This is a genomic window from Aureispira anguillae (assembly GCF_026000115.1).
Lineage (GTDB): Bacteria > Bacteroidota > Bacteroidia > Chitinophagales > Saprospiraceae > Aureispira > Aureispira anguillae.
Window position 1 is genome coordinate 4159887 of sequence record NZ_AP026867.1, and the last position, 17536, is coordinate 4177422.

17 protein-coding genes are annotated in these 17536 nt (G+C 35.9%); 7 read left to right on the plus strand and 10 right to left on the minus strand.

Translation table 11 applies throughout. The features are described 5' to 3' along the window. Positions 1–86: 86 nt before the first annotated feature. Positions 87–1154 (minus strand): toxin-antitoxin system YwqK family antitoxin, encoded by a 1068-nt coding sequence (locus AsAng_RS16355; RefSeq protein ID WP_264788179.1) that lies wholly within the window; start codon positions 1152–1154, stop codon positions 87–89. Positions 1155–1797: 643 nt separating this feature from the next. Here AsAng_RS16355 and AsAng_RS16360 point away from each other — a divergent pair. Further along, complete coding sequence (locus tag AsAng_RS16360; RefSeq protein WP_264788180.1) at positions 1798–2487, plus strand: hypothetical protein; 690 nt, start codon at positions 1798–1800, stop codon at positions 2485–2487. 13 nt (positions 2488–2500) lie between these two features. Here the strand turns inward: AsAng_RS16360 and AsAng_RS16365 are convergent, their stop codons facing one another. Then, positions 2501–2944: a helix-turn-helix domain-containing protein gene (locus AsAng_RS16365; RefSeq protein WP_407655302.1), complete on the minus strand. Its 444-nt coding sequence runs from the start codon at positions 2942–2944 to the stop codon at positions 2501–2503. A 173-nt stretch (positions 2945–3117) separates the two neighbouring features. On the opposite strand from AsAng_RS16365, the gene AsAng_RS16370 reads away from it, so the two are divergent. Next, positions 3118–3453, plus strand: a complete 336-nt coding sequence (locus AsAng_RS16370) for a hypothetical protein (protein ID WP_264788181.1) — start codon at positions 3118–3120, stop codon at positions 3451–3453. Positions 3454–3574: 121 nt separating this feature from the next. On the opposite strand, the gene hemF is transcribed toward AsAng_RS16370, so the two are convergent. Further along, on the minus strand, positions 3575–4507 hold the full coding sequence (gene hemF, locus AsAng_RS16375) for an oxygen-dependent coproporphyrinogen oxidase (RefSeq protein WP_264788182.1): 933 nt from the start codon (positions 4505–4507) through the stop codon (positions 3575–3577). 355 nt (positions 4508–4862) lie between these two features. Between hemF and AsAng_RS16380 the strand changes: the two genes are divergently transcribed. Next, the gene (locus tag AsAng_RS16380; protein ID WP_264788183.1) at positions 4863–5240 is read left to right on the plus strand and encodes a hypothetical protein; all 378 of its coding nucleotides are present in this window, start codon (positions 4863–4865) and stop codon (positions 5238–5240) included. Positions 5241–5242: 2 nt separating this feature from the next. Then, the gene (locus AsAng_RS16385; protein ID WP_264788184.1) at positions 5243–5959 is read left to right on the plus strand and encodes a hypothetical protein; all 717 of its coding nucleotides are present in this window, start codon (positions 5243–5245) and stop codon (positions 5957–5959) included. Here the strand turns inward: AsAng_RS16385 and AsAng_RS16390 are convergent. The 3 genes from AsAng_RS16390 to AsAng_RS16400 form a co-directional block, all read right to left on the minus strand. Next, the gene (locus AsAng_RS16390) at positions 5943–6920 is read right to left on the minus strand and encodes an ion channel (RefSeq protein ID WP_264788185.1); all 978 of its coding nucleotides are present in this window, start codon (positions 6918–6920) and stop codon (positions 5943–5945) included. The two genes, AsAng_RS16385 and AsAng_RS16390, sit on opposite strands and share 17 nt — an antisense overlap. Before the next feature lie 14 nt (positions 6921–6934). Next, entirely contained in the window at positions 6935–7522 is a 588-nt protein-coding gene (locus AsAng_RS16395; protein WP_264788186.1) for a DUF1573 domain-containing protein, read from the minus strand. 111 nt (positions 7523–7633) lie between these two features. Then, positions 7634–10066 carry a M1 family aminopeptidase gene (locus AsAng_RS16400; protein WP_264788187.1) on the minus strand — a complete coding sequence of 811 codons (2433 nt, stop codon included), beginning with the start codon at positions 10064–10066 and terminating at the stop codon, positions 7634–7636. A gap of 245 nt (positions 10067–10311) precedes the next feature. Here AsAng_RS16400 and glpK point away from each other — a divergent pair, with 245 nt between their 5' ends. Next, a complete protein-coding gene (gene glpK / locus AsAng_RS16405; RefSeq protein WP_264788188.1) occupies positions 10312–11793 on the plus strand; it encodes a glycerol kinase GlpK in 1482 nt (493 codons plus the stop codon). Positions 11794–11933: 140 nt separating this feature from the next. Then, positions 11934–12401, plus strand: coding sequence for a hypothetical protein (locus AsAng_RS16410; RefSeq protein WP_264788189.1), 468 nt, complete (start codon positions 11934–11936; stop codon positions 12399–12401). A gap of 1038 nt (positions 12402–13439) precedes the next feature. On the opposite strand, the gene AsAng_RS16415 is transcribed toward AsAng_RS16410, so the two are convergent. The 3 genes from AsAng_RS16415 to AsAng_RS16425 form a co-directional block, all read right to left on the minus strand. Next, positions 13440–14120 carry a peptidylprolyl isomerase gene (locus AsAng_RS16415; RefSeq protein ID WP_264788190.1) on the minus strand — a complete coding sequence of 227 codons (681 nt, stop codon included), beginning with the start codon at positions 14118–14120 and terminating at the stop codon, positions 13440–13442. Between the two features lie 108 nt (positions 14121–14228). Then, positions 14229–15128: an SDR family oxidoreductase gene (locus AsAng_RS16420; protein WP_264788191.1), complete on the minus strand. Its 900-nt coding sequence runs from the start codon at positions 15126–15128 to the stop codon at positions 14229–14231. Then, positions 15128–15742, minus strand: coding sequence for a thioredoxin family protein (locus AsAng_RS16425; RefSeq protein WP_264788192.1), 615 nt, complete (start codon positions 15740–15742; stop codon positions 15128–15130). Before AsAng_RS16425 ends, AsAng_RS16420 begins: the two co-directional genes overlap by 1 nt. A 415-nt stretch (positions 15743–16157) precedes the next feature. Here AsAng_RS16425 and AsAng_RS16430 point away from each other — a divergent pair, with 415 nt between their 5' ends. Next, positions 16158–16715 (plus strand): UbiX family flavin prenyltransferase, encoded by a 558-nt coding sequence (locus AsAng_RS16430; protein ID WP_264788193.1) that lies wholly within the window; start codon positions 16158–16160, stop codon positions 16713–16715. 99 nt (positions 16716–16814) lie between these two features. On the opposite strand, the gene AsAng_RS16435 is transcribed toward AsAng_RS16430, so the two are convergent. Beyond that, complete coding sequence (locus AsAng_RS16435; protein WP_264788194.1) at positions 16815–17171, minus strand: hypothetical protein; 357 nt, start codon at positions 17169–17171, stop codon at positions 16815–16817. Positions 17172–17536 lie beyond the last annotated feature (365 nt).

Genomic DNA, 17536 nt, shown 5'->3' on the forward strand with positions numbered 1-17536 from the left:
GAAGATTTGAAAACTTAGTAGTTAGACCACTTTCTACTTTTCAAATCTTCAAATCTTTTATAAAGTTAGTCCACCCTAGCCCACCATCAAAGCAATTTACCATTCTTTAATACTTCCTTGGTTCTAGCCAAAATATCGTTTTCATAATACAAGTGCCGCTCATCGTATTTTTTATCCGCCCGATAAGAACCTTCCACTTTTAGATAACGTTCCTTCTCTCCTCTTAGCTCCTTTAGCTCCCAAAAGGAACCCTCTAATTTGCCCTGTTGAAACTGATAAACACTAATGCAAATTCCTTGTTCATTAAAGCGTTTTTCGATGCCGTGACGCAAGCCATTTTCATAGCCAATGTTCTTCTGTTTTAGCTGATTGTTGTAATAAAAATATTCTACTAAAGTATCTGCTCCTACAATATACTTGATTTGATTTTTGAACAAGCCAGTGAGACTACTGTCCATTGCTAATAACTGGTACGTTCCTGTTTTTTGATGATAAGCCCCTGTTATAATTTGATCTAGAATGCAATAACTCTTATCATTGGTATGATAAAAATATTCCCATTCACCTATCTCTTCTCCTGCTTTATAGTGCCCTTTTATTTGCAATTCACCACTCTTAGAATAATATTTCCACTCTCCTACAGGTAAGCCATCTTTTAGCATCCCCTCTGCCCATTTTCGACCAAAAATAGAATATTCCACCAGATAGCCCGTATGATGAACAGGAATTTGAAAAAGAAAACGATGAACATCGATTGCTTCTTGATCTGCGGTATTAAAGCCTTTCTCACATATCAAAAAATCATAGCCTACTTTTTCATTGGCATAAATTAAGTAGCGTTCTCCAGCCTTAAAATCGGCATATAAACCAGGTTGTACCCCTATTATTAACTCTTCCTTTACCAATGTATTTTTGTAGTTTTTAATTACTTCAAATTTTACAAAAATACTTCTAAGTCCTGTCTCCTTATCTTCAAAAGAAAGTTTCTTTTGGTGCAGTTTTCCCACCCGTATAGCCTTGCCTTCAAATATTTTTTTAGCATGATTATAGTGGTTCAATACAGAATGATGTTCACTGGTATTACAAGCCAATATTTGGGTGTTTCCAAGTAGCAATAGTAAACATAAATAACAATAATAGTTTTTGATTTGCATAGGGTTAAAGATACAACAGTTTGACTGAATAAAAAATTTGATAAAATTCAGTGCAATTATTAAAGGTTATGTAAATAGAATAACAAAGGAATAGTCAAATTATTTTTTGATTTTTTTACAAAAAGGATTATTTAAATCTTTTGTTGTTCTTTTCTTGATAAAAGAACCAAAATCAAGACCAGACACTTCGATTGGATGATTTTAGCTGCTTGTTTGCTGAATTTGTTTGAATGCTACGCCAAACAAATTCGGACGCAAAGCTTCGCAGAAATCATTTCCCAATCTTCGTTAACGGTCATTTTTTATGCCCTTAATAAATTTACTTACATAATGCTTATTGTACAAATAATAAATTGGGTCATTTATTTCCATTACTCCGCAAAAAAATGAAGGAGGCATCCCGTTACCAAATGCTTTTTTATATTTTTGGTTCTTTGATAACGCTCGCATAAATGTAATAAACTATACGTGAAATTAACAAGCAACATTGTATTCCACACAAACGGGCTGTACAATCATAAGTTAAATATAACCAAATTTGATGATGAACAATTACTTTTTTTATAGCTTAATCTGTATTATACTAACGACCCACCTAATAAGTTGCACCGAAAAAACCAAAAAGTTTAACGATTGGCAACGAATGAATTTAAAAGACAAAGTTCAGCAAATTGACGAACTAAACTATCCTAGTTATCAAGATTTAATGCAAAAGAGCAATGCTAAAAAAAGTTTTACTCGTTTTAATGAGGAGGGGCTCATTATTAATAGTGCCATCTACAACAACAACAATACTATGCTCTGGATGAAATACCTATATCAAGGAGACTCTATCTGGATCAATGAAACAATAGAAGTTGCTAACAAAGTAGAACATCCCCAAGCTTATTGGTTGTATCAACTTGATAAAAATGGCGCCCAGAAATCAATCACTTCTATTCTTATTGATAGCTCGGTCAACTTCCACATTGATTTGGAAGTTAATTCGGATGGGAATGCAACTAACATTGCCTATAGCCAACAAAAGCATCCTGCCCATGTCCCTTGCCAAATCACAAAAACTTATGATGCACAGGGGCAAATAAAAGAAGAATTGAGTTATCATTATGATGATATACGGAAGCGTTGTAGAGAACAAGCTACTCAATCCTTATTTAAAGTCAACGAACAAGGCGATATTATACGAGAAATCATTACAACTTATGATGGTAGAAAACGCAACCATTCTTATACTTACACCTACGATAAAAAAGGAAATTGGACTCAGCGTCTTCATTATTTAGGCGATGATGTTCAAGAAGTAATTATCCGAGAATTTACTTATTATGACTAGTCTGATTGGTTCGTTATACGTCCTTCCCCAAATCATAACCCATTTTTTTTAGTAATAGTCCAACCTGCTTAAAGGATATAGAATCCACAATTCCTAGCTCAACAATTCTACTCGCTAAGAGGCGTAAACTCCATCTCGTATGACCTTCTGGTGGTTTACTATCAACTAGAATTGCAATTTTTGCTAATTCTCTATCTCCTAACTCACTTGGGCGACCAGATCTAGGTTTGTCATCCAAAAAAAATAAGCCACCTGACTTGTATTTGGTTGCCCAACTAGAGATTGTTACATAACTTATATTTATCCGTTTAGAAACATCTTGATAGCTCTTTCCTTTATCCAATTCTAACAAGGCATAAGCTCGTTTTTGTTTCCGTATTTCTAATCTACTTTTCGACAATAAGGTCTTTAGGTAATCTCTATCCGAATGTGCTAGATTAATGTGCTGTTTCTTCATGCTTTTTTCTTTTAAAACTAAAACAAACAATATCTAATTACTTATTACACAGCACTTTATGTCTTAAAAAATTTAATTTTGTGTATTTTTCCTTTACCTTAGTAAAACTTCTTTTCATCCTATATAATAGGCTTATTTATTCTTCAATTTACCCAATTATAAAAATAATAATTATGAAGTTTTTAAAGAAAGGTTTTCCTATATTTTTAGCACTTACTCTAGCTAGTATCTTTGCAATGAGTTTTGCAACAAAGAATAACGAAGTTTCACCAACTGTAACCAATTCTGAATTAACAGCGAACAGTAATAATACCTGTTGCCCTGACAAATGGACTCGATTGAGTATTAGTAGTAGTGATCCAGCTATAAAATGGGATATAAATGGAGATAACTACGTTTGCTTTAAAGGAACATGGATAGGTGGAGGTACTACCCCACAAGGAAATGGAAATGACCCATTATTCGATGAAAGTAATGTAAAGGATAACAACAATCCTTGTGACGAATAATTTTAGTTTAGATAAAAAGGAGTCGAATAACGAAGGCTAAATAAGCTCAATGCATTATTAGAGTTGCTCTAATAATGCATTGATACTTTAAGGGAAACGATTTTGTGTGCAATAAACATTGTTACAACTTCACAGATAGTTTTTTTCCGACCCAATCTATATCTTTTTTGAGCAGCGCCAACGTTTCAGCTTCTGGTGAATCTTCCTTAGCTTCATAACAATAAGCCCAATCTGCCTGAGGAGGCAAACTCATTAAAATAGATTCTGTACGTCCATTGGTTTCTAACCCAAACTTAGTTCCTCTATCCCAAACCAGATTAAACTCCACGTAACGTCCTCTACGCAAACGTTGCCAATTTACTTCATTTTGTTCATACTCCAATGCTCTCGTTTGGTTCACTTGATGACGATACAAATCAACAAAAGCATCTCCAACATCCTGTACAAATGCCCAACGTTGCTCTTTGGTATGATTAGCATCTGCTTTCAGGCGATCGAAAAAGATTCCTCCAATGCCACGTGTCTCATTTCTATGCTGAATAAAGAAGTAATTATCGGCCCACGTTTTAAATTCTGGATAATAATTTTTGTCATGTTGGTCACAGACCTCTTTTAGTTGTTGATGAAAATCGCTGGCCAATTGTTCATCAATATAATGTGGGGTTAAATCAATTCCTCCGCCAAACCACCAAAGCCCATTGCTCATTTCAAAATAACGAACATTCATATGGATAATAGGTGTCATTGGAGAGCGAGGGTGCAACACAATAGAAACACCTGTCGCATAAAAAGTAATTGGCTCATCATGCGCTGTTTCTACTTTTAATACTTCGAGCAATTTGGCAGGCATATCGCCTTCTACTGCTGAAAAATTTACGCCTCCTTTTTCGATAACATTGCCATTTTGAATCAGGCGAGTACGTCCTCCTCCCCCTTCTGGGCGTTCCCATAAATCTTGATGAAATTTGCCCAAACCGTCTAACTTTTCCAAGCCTTCACAAATACGATCTTGTAATGCTTGAAATCTTGCTGTAATTTTTTCTTTATTTAACATATCTACTTAATTATAGTTCTTGTGCTTTGATAGAATACCTCTCGTTTTTTTGGGGCATGATTCTTAGAGCAGTTGATACAATAAATACTCACAAAGGACATTTTGTTAAGGTGCTCCATAAGTTCGTCACCACAACTCAAGTCATTCAGCAAAATTGATTGCTTAACTAAAATTCGCTCGAATCAGATTGCAAATTTACAAAAGCCTCAACAATGCTTTATCAAAAGTCCGTAAAAAATAGACAATTTGCATTAATTCTAGTAATTTAAAGGAAGAAGCATGAGTTGGTTGCTAAGAACGCCTCCCAATAACGAATTACTATTAACTTACAGTGTACTTCGATTAATTTTACATTATGGATTTAGATCATTTATTACCATCATCTACCCAAGCCCCCCAAGGAACAATTTATAGCTATATAGATGGTAGTGCGAATACTTATTATATAACCACTTCCCTTATTCAATATGATCCCATGACTAGAAAATGGAGTTCTAGTGGTTTTTATAGTGGAGGAGAACCCGCAACCGTAAGGATCAACAGTGAACAATTTGAACGCATAAAAGTTATTCTTGAACAAGCCATACAAAACACGCAAGATCATATTGCAAATCGTGTCAAAATGTCGGGATTGCTTTATTCAAAAAAAAATAATAACCGTTATATTTTAGGTGCTAACACTACTTCTTTACAAGCTATTGAAGCTATTTTAGCCCATTCACTAAAACAATAATTATGGGATTTGGTCAGCTATTATACGATAGTGTTTTCCCGCCTTCTTTTGCTCTCAAACTGAAAGAACGTCAATTATTAGAACAAATGTATCCTAATATTGATTGGGAGTACGTACGATGCAATTATAGGATGCCTTGGTTTATGCAACATACTTTTGCTATTGGCACAGCACTCCCCCATTCTTACAGTAGTCAATACCTAAACATTTACATTAGAACCCCAAATACCATGACCACTGACCAACGCCTTTCTATTTTAGTTCATGAAGCCTTGCATATTCAACAATATCACGAACTAAATAGTATGGGGGAAAAAGCCAAGGGCTGGGGTTTTAATCGAAAATTTATGCATTATTATTTGGGTTGGTACTTGCAAGGGCTTTATCAGGCACTAATTAAAGATAGAAAACGGTGGAAAGCTGCGCTACAATATGCTTATTGGCAACATCCCATGGAAATCACGGCTTATCGACAAGAAAAACAATTTAGGCAACACATCAATTTATACCTTGAAACCCCTGTTCCAATATTTTTCAAACAAATCCCAACGTTAGTTTGCCACCAAACAGCAATACCACCAACGCCGTCTATATTTTTTTATAGTTTAGCAGCTCTATTGTCTATCCTAATTACCATTGCAAGACCTCTTATTGAGTTGTTACTCCTACCCATTGCATTTTTATTGGGAGGACGAAAAGCAACTAATCTATCAAGGTAAATTGATTCAATTTATCTAGTTCTAAAACTGTATCGCCATATTCATTAAAATAAAACGCAGGATCAAATTTAGCGTTCCAAATAATCTCGTTGTATTTATAAGAGCTGTGAGCACGGATAATGTTTGCAAAAGTATCGTCATATCCTTCCAAAATAACAATAAGCTCTAAATCGACTTTATCACAACCATTTTTGGCGCAAATAGTTATTGGACTATCTTCTTCTAATGGATGCACAACTGTCCAACTTAATGGCAACATCGTTAATTTATCCCGTTCTAATTCTAAAGGGCGATAGATTCGTTTTTCTCGACCACTTTTATCACGTCCCACCCAAGCAGCTATGACTTCAATATGTAAATTAGTCAACATATTTCTACGCTTATTTGCCAATCGAAACATCAATGCTTTCCCTTCATTGTAAGGAGCAATAATAGCATTTTCACTAAATAAAATACTAGCGCTTGGCATAGAAAAACGTGCAAATAACAAACCTGTAGCCAAGGCAAAGACCATTAATCCTGTCAAAGCTCCCATCGCTGCAATCAAGTTGGCCACAAACCCCATTGGGCTAACGCTACCATACCCTACTGTTGTCAAGGTTTGCACACTAAAAAAGAACGCCGTCCAAAAAGCATTGACTCCATCTTCTTCTGCCCCTCCAAGGTATTCTATTCCATTAAGTAAATACAACAAGGCAAAAAAACAGTTGATCATAAAATAAAACAACAAAGTTACCCCCATAAAACTAGACCACTTCATAGAGACCAAAGAATGATACACATGAAGGTCCCGAACAATTCCAACACTTCTCAGCACATTAAAACTACCATCTTTATTCACAAATCGTTTGCGATTTTTTATAGTAGAAGTGCTAAATCCTAAGTCGTGAAACTCAACGTCCCCATCTTTAGGTGCTGCATGACCTTTGGGTTGACGAGGAATGTAATTTCGCTTTGCCATTTTATTGTATAGTTCTATGAACCGACCTCTGCTTTGATGTACAAACGAGTATTTGCAGGATCTGTATTCGCTGTTAATGTTATTGATTTATGCTGCTTTCCCTTCTTTCCTCTAGAGTTAAAAATCACTTGAATCTCTCCTTCTTCTCCTGGAGCAATCGCCTCTTTTGGCCACTTGGGAACTGTACAACCACAACTCCCTCTGGCATTGCTTATGATCAATGGATGCTCTCCTGTATTTTTAAATTTAAACGTATAGGTTACCGATTCGCCTTCCTTTATTTTCCCAAAGTCATGGATTGTTTTTTCAAACACTAATGCAGTTGCATTGGCTGCCACCTGACTAGAGCCCCCTTGATGATTCAAAGGGCGAGCCCCTCCTTGATGAGCACCAGCACCTTTAGCTGGCTGGGGAAGTGTCTCTACTAATCTTTCAATTTGAAATTTTATAAATTCCAATTCATGTCTCATTTGTCTATTTTCTTGCTCCAAAGTAGAGATGCGAGCTTCCATTTGTTTTTTGCTCAATTTTTGAGCTGTTCCACAACTACTGCAAGTCATTACAATTAATAGAATTACTAAACTAAGCACTGATTGATGCATAATGGTTTTATTTTTAATTTTTCCCGTTGTTACTCCTGCAACAAACTACAATATAAAATGTTTTATTTGCCAAAATTCTTTTGTGTTTTAGATTAAGTAATCTCCTTCTCCTTAATCTAAGTGAATTTTTTTTGATTTTATTAGTTTCCCTTTACTATTTCTCAACTTTAAAAAGTATACCCCTGATGCTTTTCCTTGAGTCGGGATATTGATGTACTTAGCTTTTTTTGAAAGCGTTACCAGTTTTTCATAACAACGCTCCCCTTTTAGATTGTACAGTTCTACGCAAGTTTTTTGAATTCCTGTTACTCCAATATTCAAACGAAGTGCATGCTTTGTTTGAGACCAATCAAATTGAAGAAAATTGATTTTCTTTTGCGCTTCAAAGTATTGAGGCTTAACGGGACCATTAGCCAAAGCATAATCCCCTTTTAGCAAAGTAAAGGCAAAAATTGTCTTCCCCAAAAAAAAGCTTCGAATAAAATTAGGGTGCACCTGCCAAGCAGCATTAACATTGGGGCGATATAACAACACCAAACTATCCACTCCTACCTTTTGGGTTAGATCAGCATCTAACTTTCCATGTTCTGCGATAATTGCTTCAGCATCAAAATCATGAGGCAAGACTCCATCAATCGTCCAATAATGCTGTTTAGAAAGGGTATAGCCCTTAGGCAGTTTATTAGTAGATGGTGCAACAACATGATGTTCGAGATGCAACCACGCAGAATCGCTCTGTTCTTTGATCCATAAATTATCAATTCCCACTTCTCGATATTGCAATTTTGCTTTTATACTATCAGCAGCTCTTACGATTAATTGTTCATCATAACGTGCTTGATTAAGCCGATGCTCCTCGTTAACAATAATAGAAGTTGGCAAAAAAGGTACTAAAACAGTAGCCGTATCTAAGGCATCAGAAACTTGAATAATAGCGCTATGTTTGTTCCAGTTATCATCCAAAAAAGTGAGTTGTAAGGGCACCGCTTTGCAATAAATGGTACGCCCTACTAATTTTTGTCGAACAGCAAGTGTTACCTTATAATCGTTGCCTTCAGGTACGGTAGTAAATTCCTCCACTTCAAAATGAGGAAAACCTCCCCTAAATACCCAATCGTCAAAAAATGCCCCCATGTCAATTCCTGTAGCAGTTGTTAAAGCATCTCGAAAACCAGCGCTGGTCAAGTTCTTAAAGGCATAATTTTTAGTGATATAATGCAAGCCCTTACGAAAAGCGGTATCTCCCATATACCAACGCATGTTATGTACAACAGAAGCCCCCTTATTATAAACGTGCATTCCATAAGTATACTCATGTGGGACCCCAGCAATTGGGCGGTAGCCCTTCTCTTGTTGGTGCGCAATGCCCAATACTCTATAATGATTCTTTTTTACATCGTTGATATAACGGTTCCAACCATAGGTATATTCCCAAAATAAATCTTCACTATAAGAAGCCATTCCCTCATTAATCCACATATCTTTTGCCGTAGCACAGGTCACTAAATTCCCCCACCAGCTATGCCCCAATTCATGAACCATCAAATGTTCCCGCTTTAGCGTCCCATTCGCTGCCGAAATAGGGTAAGCTATATTGGTTGCATGTTCCATTGCGCCTGAACGAAAAGGAACCAAAGAATAGCCTACTTTTGACCAACGATGCGGACCATACCAATATTCATAGGCAGCAATTGCTTGATTAAGATGTTGAAAGGACTGTTTTAAATTAGCCGTATCGGCTGCATTGGCCACCAATTCAATTGGCACAAGCCCATTGGGGCTGTCATAACTCTGTTTAATTGTGGTATAATTTCCTACTGCAATGCAAGCCAAATAGGTTGGAATAGGATCTTTTTGTTGCCAAGTTCGAGTAGTGAACCCATTTAGTGTATTTTCGGCTTGTAAATAACCATTGCAATGCGCCCGCTGGTCGCTTTTGGTCTTAATGTGAAACGTATAAGTGGCTCGTTCTCGAAAATTATCAAAACAAGGGTGCCAAACTCTTCCATAATTATGAGGATCAGCAGCAAATCCTACTCCCATATTATAAGCATAGTCTCCTTTATAATAAAAACCACCCCACGTTTCGTCTTCCTGTGGATTCCCTTTATAATAAATCGTTACCCGTTTCTCCTCTCCATTTGTCAAAGGATGCGCCAACTGAAGGGTCAATAAAGTATCATTATAATGATAAGATAACGGTTGTGTATCCATCAAAACAGAATCCACTTCCATTCGTAATAGATCGAGTGGCAACTCATCAACACCATCTTTTTTTGCTCTAAAATGAATCTCACAACTTCCCATTACAAATGCCCCTTCGTGATTGGTCATATCCAATGCAACCGTATAATGCAAAATATCCAAGCTATCACATCGCTTGTTTGTATTTATTCCACTAGATTGGTTGCCCCATTGACGATTTGCCTCCAGCAGCATAGATTTGGTATGTTGGCAAGAAGGGTCGTTCAAACAATCTTCCTGCGCCCATAAAGGATTAGCAATTAGTAGTACTCCAATCCATAGTATTAAGGTTCCTCGCATGCTCTGGTAGTTATTGATCAACTAGATGAATGAATATTATGGCTTAATCTAAAAATTTCAGATTCGTTCTTTTGTAAAAATAAGAATTCGTCTTAATTTAATCAAAATTATTTATTTGCTGATAATAAGTAAGAAAAGGGCAATAGATGTTCTTGCAAAACTAAGTTCCTACAATGATAGAATTGTTTCGCAATGTTCCATCTTGTCCATCCTTTTAATAAGTTTATAACAATTAATAGATAACAATGATACTAGCATTAGACCAAGGTACGACCAGTTCTAGAGCCATAGTTTTTGATAAAGATGGCAATATCTTAGCCGTTGAACAACAAGAATTCAAACAGATTTATCCCCAATCAGGATGGGTGGAGCATGATGCCAATGAAATTTGGCAAACACAACTAGCAGTAGCACAAGCGGTACTCAAAAAAAATCAACTATCAGCTTCGGATATTAAAGCAATTGGCATTACCAATCAGCGTGAAACTACGGTTGTGTGGAACAAACATACAGGCAAACCAATTTACAATGCTATTGTATGGCAAGACAGACGCACGGCTAACTTCTGCGATCAACTAAAAGAGCAAGGATTAACCGATTATGTCTATCAAAACATGGGTTTAGTGCTCGATGCCTATTTTTCAGGGACTAAGCTGCATTGGATTCTAGAAAACGTAGCAGGGGCTAGAGCTGCTGCCGAAAAGGGGGATTTGCTGTTTGGTACAATTGATACATGGTTGCTTTGGAATTTGACGGGGGGAGCAGTTCATGCTAGTGATTATAGCAATGCTTCTCGAACAATGCTCTATAATATTCAGACCTTGGAGTGGGATCAATTTATGCTCGACACGCTAAATATACCTGCTAATTTATTGCCACAAGTTCGCCCTTCTAGTGAAATATACGGCGCTTCTACGGCACAGCTTTTGGGGGCAGCTATTCCCATTAGTGGAATGGCTGGTGATCAACAAGCTGCTTTATTTGGGCAAGGCTGCCATCAAGCAGGAATGGCAAAAAACACCTATGGAACAGGTTGTTTTATGCTCATGAATACAGGAGAAAAAATCATTCATTCTAAAGCAGGATTATTAACTACTATTGCTTGGGGAATTGATGGTAAAGTAGAATATGCGCTAGAAGGTTCGGTTTTTATTGCTGGTGCAGCTATTCAATGGCTACGTGATGAAATGAAAGTTCTTGATTCTGCCCCCGATTCAGAATATTTTACAAGCAAAGTTAGTGACAATGGAGGGGTTTATGTCGTGCCCGCTTTTGCTGGTCTAGGGGCTCCTTATTGGGATATGTATGCAAGAGGGGCCATTTTTGGCTTAACTAGGGGCAGTAATAAGTATCATATCATTAGAGCCACGTTGGAATCTTTGGCTTACCAAACTCGTGATGTCTTAGAAGCCATGGAAAAAGATTCTGGTATTGACCTCCAAACACTTCGAGTAGATGGTGGTGCCTCTGCCAATAATTTCTTGATGCAGTTTCAAGCAGATATTCTAGATACTCCTGTTCAACGCCCTCAAATTATAGAAACAACTGCTTTAGGGGCAGCTTATTTAGCAGGGCTAGCAGTGGGCTATTGGACAAAAGAAGAAATCAAAGATAGGTGGCAACTCAATCGAGCTTTTGACGTACAAATGCCAAAAGAACAACGAAATAAGCTTTACGCCAATTGGCAAAAAGCAGTAGAAAGAACAAAGGGTTGGGTAGAGGAATAACAAGTCTTTATAAGAACTTCACAAACTCTATTGTTTGTTCTTTTTTTGATTTATTAGTACCTAGTAAAATACTTTAGCAACGCTCTTTGAATTGGTTATTTCATCCATCAAAAGAGCGTTGTTACAAAAAACAAATAACAATGTTGTTGTACATAATGTTAGGTTTTATCGGAATTTTAATCCTTGTTGCCATTGCAGGAAACAAAGATGCTAAAAATAAAGCATTAGATGCAGCTGCTCGTATAAAAACAATGGAACTTAAATATGAAGATTATATAGAAAAAAATATCCACGATCATCTCTTAGAAAAAAATGGGCTTCAAGTAGATCCTGAAAGACTCGCCCAAGACACCCTAAAACTCATTGCTCCAGATTTGAATGGTCTTATTACCCTAATTAATTCAACGACTTATTCTAATGTAGAAATAAATTATACCGCTACTTATTTCCCCAATATTGTCAGCTTGACAGAAGATTATTTTCGCCAAAGCCAGAAAAATAAATCCAAACGACTTACAGAAATAGAAGAAGAGACATTTAGAACGAATGCCTTAGATGCTATTCTAGCGGATATCCGCCGCCGATTGTTAAACATTGACGATTTGTAATCTCTCCGCTCCTTTTAGCAAACATTCTCTCTCTAACGATTAGTTATGTTGCTAGTTAGCCTTGTATCTATTGCTTTTAGTTCGTGCACTAGCGTTTATGTGCTCACAAAGCAAACGGTTTTATATTGTTGCCTCACACTTTGTACGACTATATTTCCATTATAAAATTCTTGTTTTTCTTTCCATTTTAGATATTCTATTCCATTTTGGAACAAAATACAAAAAACAATAATATATAAACAACTGGAAAACAATATTTATTTTATTGGCACCAGTTTAGCTTATACTTAAGCGTATCAACAAGTGATAATAATTATTAAAGATAAATTTGGGTTTTAATTGGGGTGATTTAGGATTCACATGAATGGGAATACATGTGAATCCTTATCTTTCTCTCTTGCTAAAATGGATGCTTTAATATAACGATAAATTTGGGTTTTAATTGGGGTGATTTAGGGTTCACATGAATGGGAATACATGTGAATCCTTATCTTTTCTCTCCGCAAAACACCATAACGATAAATTTGGGTTTTAATTGGGGTGATTTAGGGTTCACATGAATGGGAATACATGTGAATCCTTATCTTTTCTCTCCGCAAAACACCATAACGATAAATTTGGGTTTTAATTGGGGTGATTTAGGGTTCACATGAATGGGAATACATGTGAATCCTTATCTTTTCTCTCCACAAAACACCATAACGATAAATTTGGGTTTTAATTGGGGTGATTTAGGGTTCACATGAATGGGAATACATGTGAATCCTTATCTTTTCTCTCCGCAAAACACCATAACGATAAATTTGGGTTTTAATTGGGGTGATTTAGGGTTCACATGAATGGGAATACATGTGAATCCTTATCTTTTCTCTCCGCAAAACACCATAATGATAAATTTGGGTTTTAATTGGGGTGATTTAGGGTTCACATGAATGGGAATACATGTGAATCCTTATCTTTCTAGCAATTTTCAAAAAAAAAACATCTTTTACTGTGGGAGTAAAAGATGTTTTTTTAATTATAGCCACTCGGAAATAATTAGCCTTTTTTAAGCTTCATTTTTAGGATCACATCCTTAATAGGTCTGCTATTTCTAACTTGCACTACAGCTATTTTATCTATAACGTCTAAGCCCTTTATTACACGTCCAAACACGGTATAACTACCATCTAAATGAGGAGTTCCCCCTATTTCTGCATAGGCCTTTTGCTGTTCTTCGGTATATTTTATGTTATTACGAGCCTGCATTTGTTTTAAAATAGCAGGTTTTACCTTTTGTCCTTGAACAATATAAAATTGTGAACCTGAAGATTCCTTATTAGGATTGACAGCATCCCCCATTCGAGCAGCCGCTAAGGCACCTTTGAGATGAATGAGAGAATCAACAAATTCGGCAGGAATGGTGTAACCTGGTCCTCCATTTCCTAACATTACATTGGGTGCAGCCCCCTTAGATTCAGGATCGCCTCCTTGAATCATAAAATTGTTAATGACTCTATGAAATAACAAACTATCATAAAATCCTTGTTTTACCAACTTCACAAAATTATCTCTATGCTTAGGAGTACTAGCATACAATTGCATTTCTACGACACCATAGGTTGTGGTCATTTCTACAATTGGAGCATATTCAGGTGATTTGGGATTGTAAATACTTTTAGAGCAGGCTGTCCATAGACAAGCAAAGGCAAGAAATAAAAATAAAGTTTGTTTGTTCATTTTTCTAATAAGTAGTATTAATGATTAATACCACGAAGATAACGAATTGTATAGAAAAAAGTCTAAAAATAACCTTTCTCAACCTTAAACGCTACAAAAGTTGCTTGTTTACAATTGCGCCAATTGCTCATCCAAACTAGGAGCAATATACAATAAAGTATCATTCGCTAAGCTACTGTCTAAACTAACATTTGATGGGCGTGGGGGAATTAATTCTAATTCTTTTTGTTGAGTAGCTATAATAAGCGCTTCGTTTAATCCGAGTTTGGCGGCTAATTTTAAGGTAAAATCATATCTAGAACAAGACTCCTTTCCTCCTACATGTAACAAGCGTTCTTTCTTATTTTCTGGTATTGTGTCATCCAAGCTATAATTAATTAGCTTTTGAAGCCATTCACTTGCAATTTCTGTGCTAATCATACTACGGTATTCATCCGTAAAAACATAAATTTCCTCCCCTTCTTTTAATTTATCAATCGTTAGGGTATAAAAATTAGTAGCATACTCAGGAGATGGCCCAAACAACAAGGGGAATCTTGCTACAAAAACATGCTCAAAATCATTAAGAAGAAGCTCTTCTGCTGTCTGTTTTTGCATTCCATATTGAGATAGAGGATAACAAAAATCGTCCTCTTGATAAGGAGCTGAGTTTCCATTAAACACTAAGTCTGTCGAAGAAAAAATCATTGGTATGCCAGCCCCTTTGGTAGCTTCTGCTAAGGCAACAGAGGTGTACACATTAATATGATGACTAAGTGCAGGATGTTGTTCACAAAACTTAGCATTAGCAATCGCTGCCAAATGCACGACAACATCTGGTTTGGTTTCCTCGATCAAGGCAGGAATTTGGGTCGTCTCCAAAAGATTAATTCGCTTCCATTCTATATTGACATCAGTAGGTTGATTTCTAAAAAAAGTCCCCACTAATTCATAGTCGTTTAGCATTTTTTTGCAAAAATTCCATCCTAAAACGCCAGATGCCCCTGTTAATAAAACCTTTTTGGTCATTAGTGATTTGTGTTATTGGTAGTTGGTGATGCCATGTTTTTGTGTCCTGTCTGATAAGCCTTCTGAAAGTCAGCCCAAGGAGTTTTGAGATAATGTTCCTCTGCCAAATAATGCATAATCATATCAAATGTAGGTATGTTTAGATAGCCTGGTATTCGTTGCAACAATTGGAAATCTTCATTCAAGAAAATAACGGTTGGATAACTCATTTTGCCAGCCAATAAAGCTGCCGCTAATTCGTGATAGCCTCTACGTCCATTTGAAATGTATTTAAAAACCTTTCCATCGAACGTAATCGGTTCCTTTTGCTCGGCATTAAATTTTACAGGATAAAAATACTTATTAAGGTAAGCTGATATTCTAGGCTGTTCAAATGTTTCACTATCCATTTTTTTGCACCATCCACACCAATCTGTATAAATATCTACAAATACTTTTTTAGGTTCTTTTCCTGCTGCTTTAGCAGCAGCAGCAGCCTGTACTGCTTCATCCCATGTCATCCACTTCACATTTTTTCCTTCTACATGACTAAGACTGTCTGAGGGAACAATAGTAAAGGCATAAGCTGCCATAAAGAAAGAAAAGGTAAAAATGCTAAGTAAAATCTTTTTCATATTTTGCTCGTTTTATAAAACTTTATTTTGCTTTAAATAAGAAATAAGCATGAGAGAACTACCTATCATGATTAAATTCATCATGCAAATAAAACTCTATTTTATAGTAGAAGTTGCACTTCTTTCAAAATTTAAGATTTCTTTATTAATCCTTAAACAATGTCTTAAGTAAATCTTCCCAAATTGTTCTATCTGTATCTATCTTGAAGTACTGTTATTGGTATAACAATATTGAACGCTTTGTTCTAAGCATCATTCTAAATTCGCAATCTGCCAATACAACTAATTTTTCAGTTTAATTTATTCAATTAAAAAATCGAATTATATTACCGATAAAAGTTAGCTTTAGAAATCCTTAAAACTATTCATCCATTCTTAATAGAAGTCAAAAACAATTCCAAAAATAACAAAAAAAATGAAGAAACTAATAATTGCTGTTGGAGGTTCTAGTGGTGCCATTTATACGAAAGTCCTATTAGACAAATTAGTAGACCTTCAACCCCAGCTTGAACGGGTCGGAATTGTGCTTAGTGATAATGCTAAATTAAATTGGCAATTGGAGCTAGATAACAACAACTATGAGCAATATCCCTTTGATTTTTATGATAAAAACGATTTTTTTGCTCCTTTTGCATCTGGGTCAGCCCAATACGATACCATGATTATTTGCCCCTGTTCTATGGGTTTATTGGCTAGGGTTGCCATGGGTATCTCAAATGATTTAATTACTCGTGCAGCGGATGTTGTTCTAAAAGAGCGCCGCCGACTAATTGTCGTTCCTAGAGAAACGCCCTATAATCTTATTCATATCAATAATATGAAAACCATCACTGAGGCGGGTGGAATTATTTGTCCTGCGGTTCCTTCTTTTTATAGCAAACCCCAAACTATTGAGGAAGTTGTTGCCACTGTTGTTGATCGGATATTAGATTTGGCAGGTTTTAATTTAGAAAGCTATCGCTGGTCAGAGTAAACCAATCATACAGCTATAAAAGGCTAGTCCAAAAGGGATTAAGAAATCATGCTAAAAAATAGATTCTCGAAAATTTATTTTTTAGCATGACAACATAAGCTAGCCCATGGCAACAACTTCTTCGATGATCGACATCCCCTCAGAATGGTCCCCACAAGTCCACCTCCATTTCTCAAACAATCGAATGCGCCCATTGGAACGGATTTCTGGTGTAGATTCGCAAAACCCTGTCATTAACTCCCCTGCTTCTGTTACATGCTGATAATTAAAGTTTAATTTGCCATTCTCTAAGACCTTACCCGTTATCGTACCAATCTCAATTCCTCCTCCCTCGTAAGTCCCCCAAACCACATTTCCACGTTGTCTATAATAAAAAGTAGTTCCACTTGTAACAGCTCCATTATCGTGGTTAACAATTACTTTAAATATTTTATTATTATAATTAATCTCTGTCATAAACTATTCAAATCTAATAAATGGATATCCCCTAATTGGTTCCTCAATAAAAAACTCAACGATGCTAGTCAACTTATACAGTAGAAAAGAATCCTTTAAAACAAATGAGAAATTTAATGGAACATGCATTTAGATAAAAATGCATCAAATTGGATAGACCAATATACCATTTTTTTAACATTTCCTTAATGTTTTACTTTTCTTAATGGTATTGATTGGGCGTTTTTTTTTTCTTTTTAAGAAGTAAAATGCACAAACAATTGACTATCAAACCAAAATTAAATTTCTTCTGATTTAATAAATTTTCCGCAACAAAAAGAAAGCGGTCATCCAGAGTTATTGATACTCAAGATGACCGCTTAAAA

Coding starts and splice junctions, on each gene's coding strand:
- AsAng_RS16410 (WP_264788189.1), top strand. CDS start 11,934: ATGTTGTTGTACATAATGTTAGGTTTTATCGGAATTTTAATCCTTGTT.
- AsAng_RS16355 (WP_264788179.1), bottom strand. CDS start 1,154: ATGCAAATCAAAAACTATTATTGTTATTTATGTTTACTATTGCTACTT.
- AsAng_RS16435 (WP_264788194.1), bottom strand. CDS start 17,171: ATGACAGAGATTAATTATAATAATAAAATATTTAAAGTAATTGTTAAC.
- AsAng_RS16360 (WP_264788180.1), top strand. CDS start 1,798: ATGAATTTAAAAGACAAAGTTCAGCAAATTGACGAACTAAACTATCCT.
- AsAng_RS16420 (WP_264788191.1), bottom strand. CDS start 15,128: ATGACCAAAAAGGTTTTATTAACAGGGGCATCTGGCGTTTTAGGATGG.
- AsAng_RS16415 (WP_264788190.1), bottom strand. CDS start 14,120: ATGAACAAACAAACTTTATTTTTATTTCTTGCCTTTGCTTGTCTATGG.
- AsAng_RS16395 (WP_264788186.1), bottom strand. CDS start 7,522: ATGCATCAATCAGTGCTTAGTTTAGTAATTCTATTAATTGTAATGACT.
- AsAng_RS16430 (WP_264788193.1), top strand. CDS start 16,158: ATGAAGAAACTAATAATTGCTGTTGGAGGTTCTAGTGGTGCCATTTAT.
- AsAng_RS16400 (WP_264788187.1), bottom strand. CDS start 10,066: ATGCGAGGAACCTTAATACTATGGATTGGAGTACTACTAATTGCTAAT.
- AsAng_RS16385 (WP_264788184.1), top strand. CDS start 5,243: ATGGGATTTGGTCAGCTATTATACGATAGTGTTTTCCCGCCTTCTTTT.
- AsAng_RS16380 (WP_264788183.1), top strand. CDS start 4,863: ATGGATTTAGATCATTTATTACCATCATCTACCCAAGCCCCCCAAGGA.
- AsAng_RS16425 (WP_264788192.1), bottom strand. CDS start 15,742: ATGAAAAAGATTTTACTTAGCATTTTTACCTTTTCTTTCTTTATGGCA.
- glpK (WP_264788188.1), top strand. CDS start 10,312: ATGATACTAGCATTAGACCAAGGTACGACCAGTTCTAGAGCCATAGTT.
- AsAng_RS16390 (WP_264788185.1), bottom strand. CDS start 6,920: ATGGCAAAGCGAAATTACATTCCTCGTCAACCCAAAGGTCATGCAGCA.
- AsAng_RS16365 (WP_407655302.1), bottom strand. CDS start 2,944: ATGAAGAAACAGCACATTAATCTAGCACATTCGGATAGAGATTACCTA.
- AsAng_RS16370 (WP_264788181.1), top strand. CDS start 3,118: ATGAAGTTTTTAAAGAAAGGTTTTCCTATATTTTTAGCACTTACTCTA.
- hemF (WP_264788182.1), bottom strand. CDS start 4,507: ATGTTAAATAAAGAAAAAATTACAGCAAGATTTCAAGCATTACAAGAT.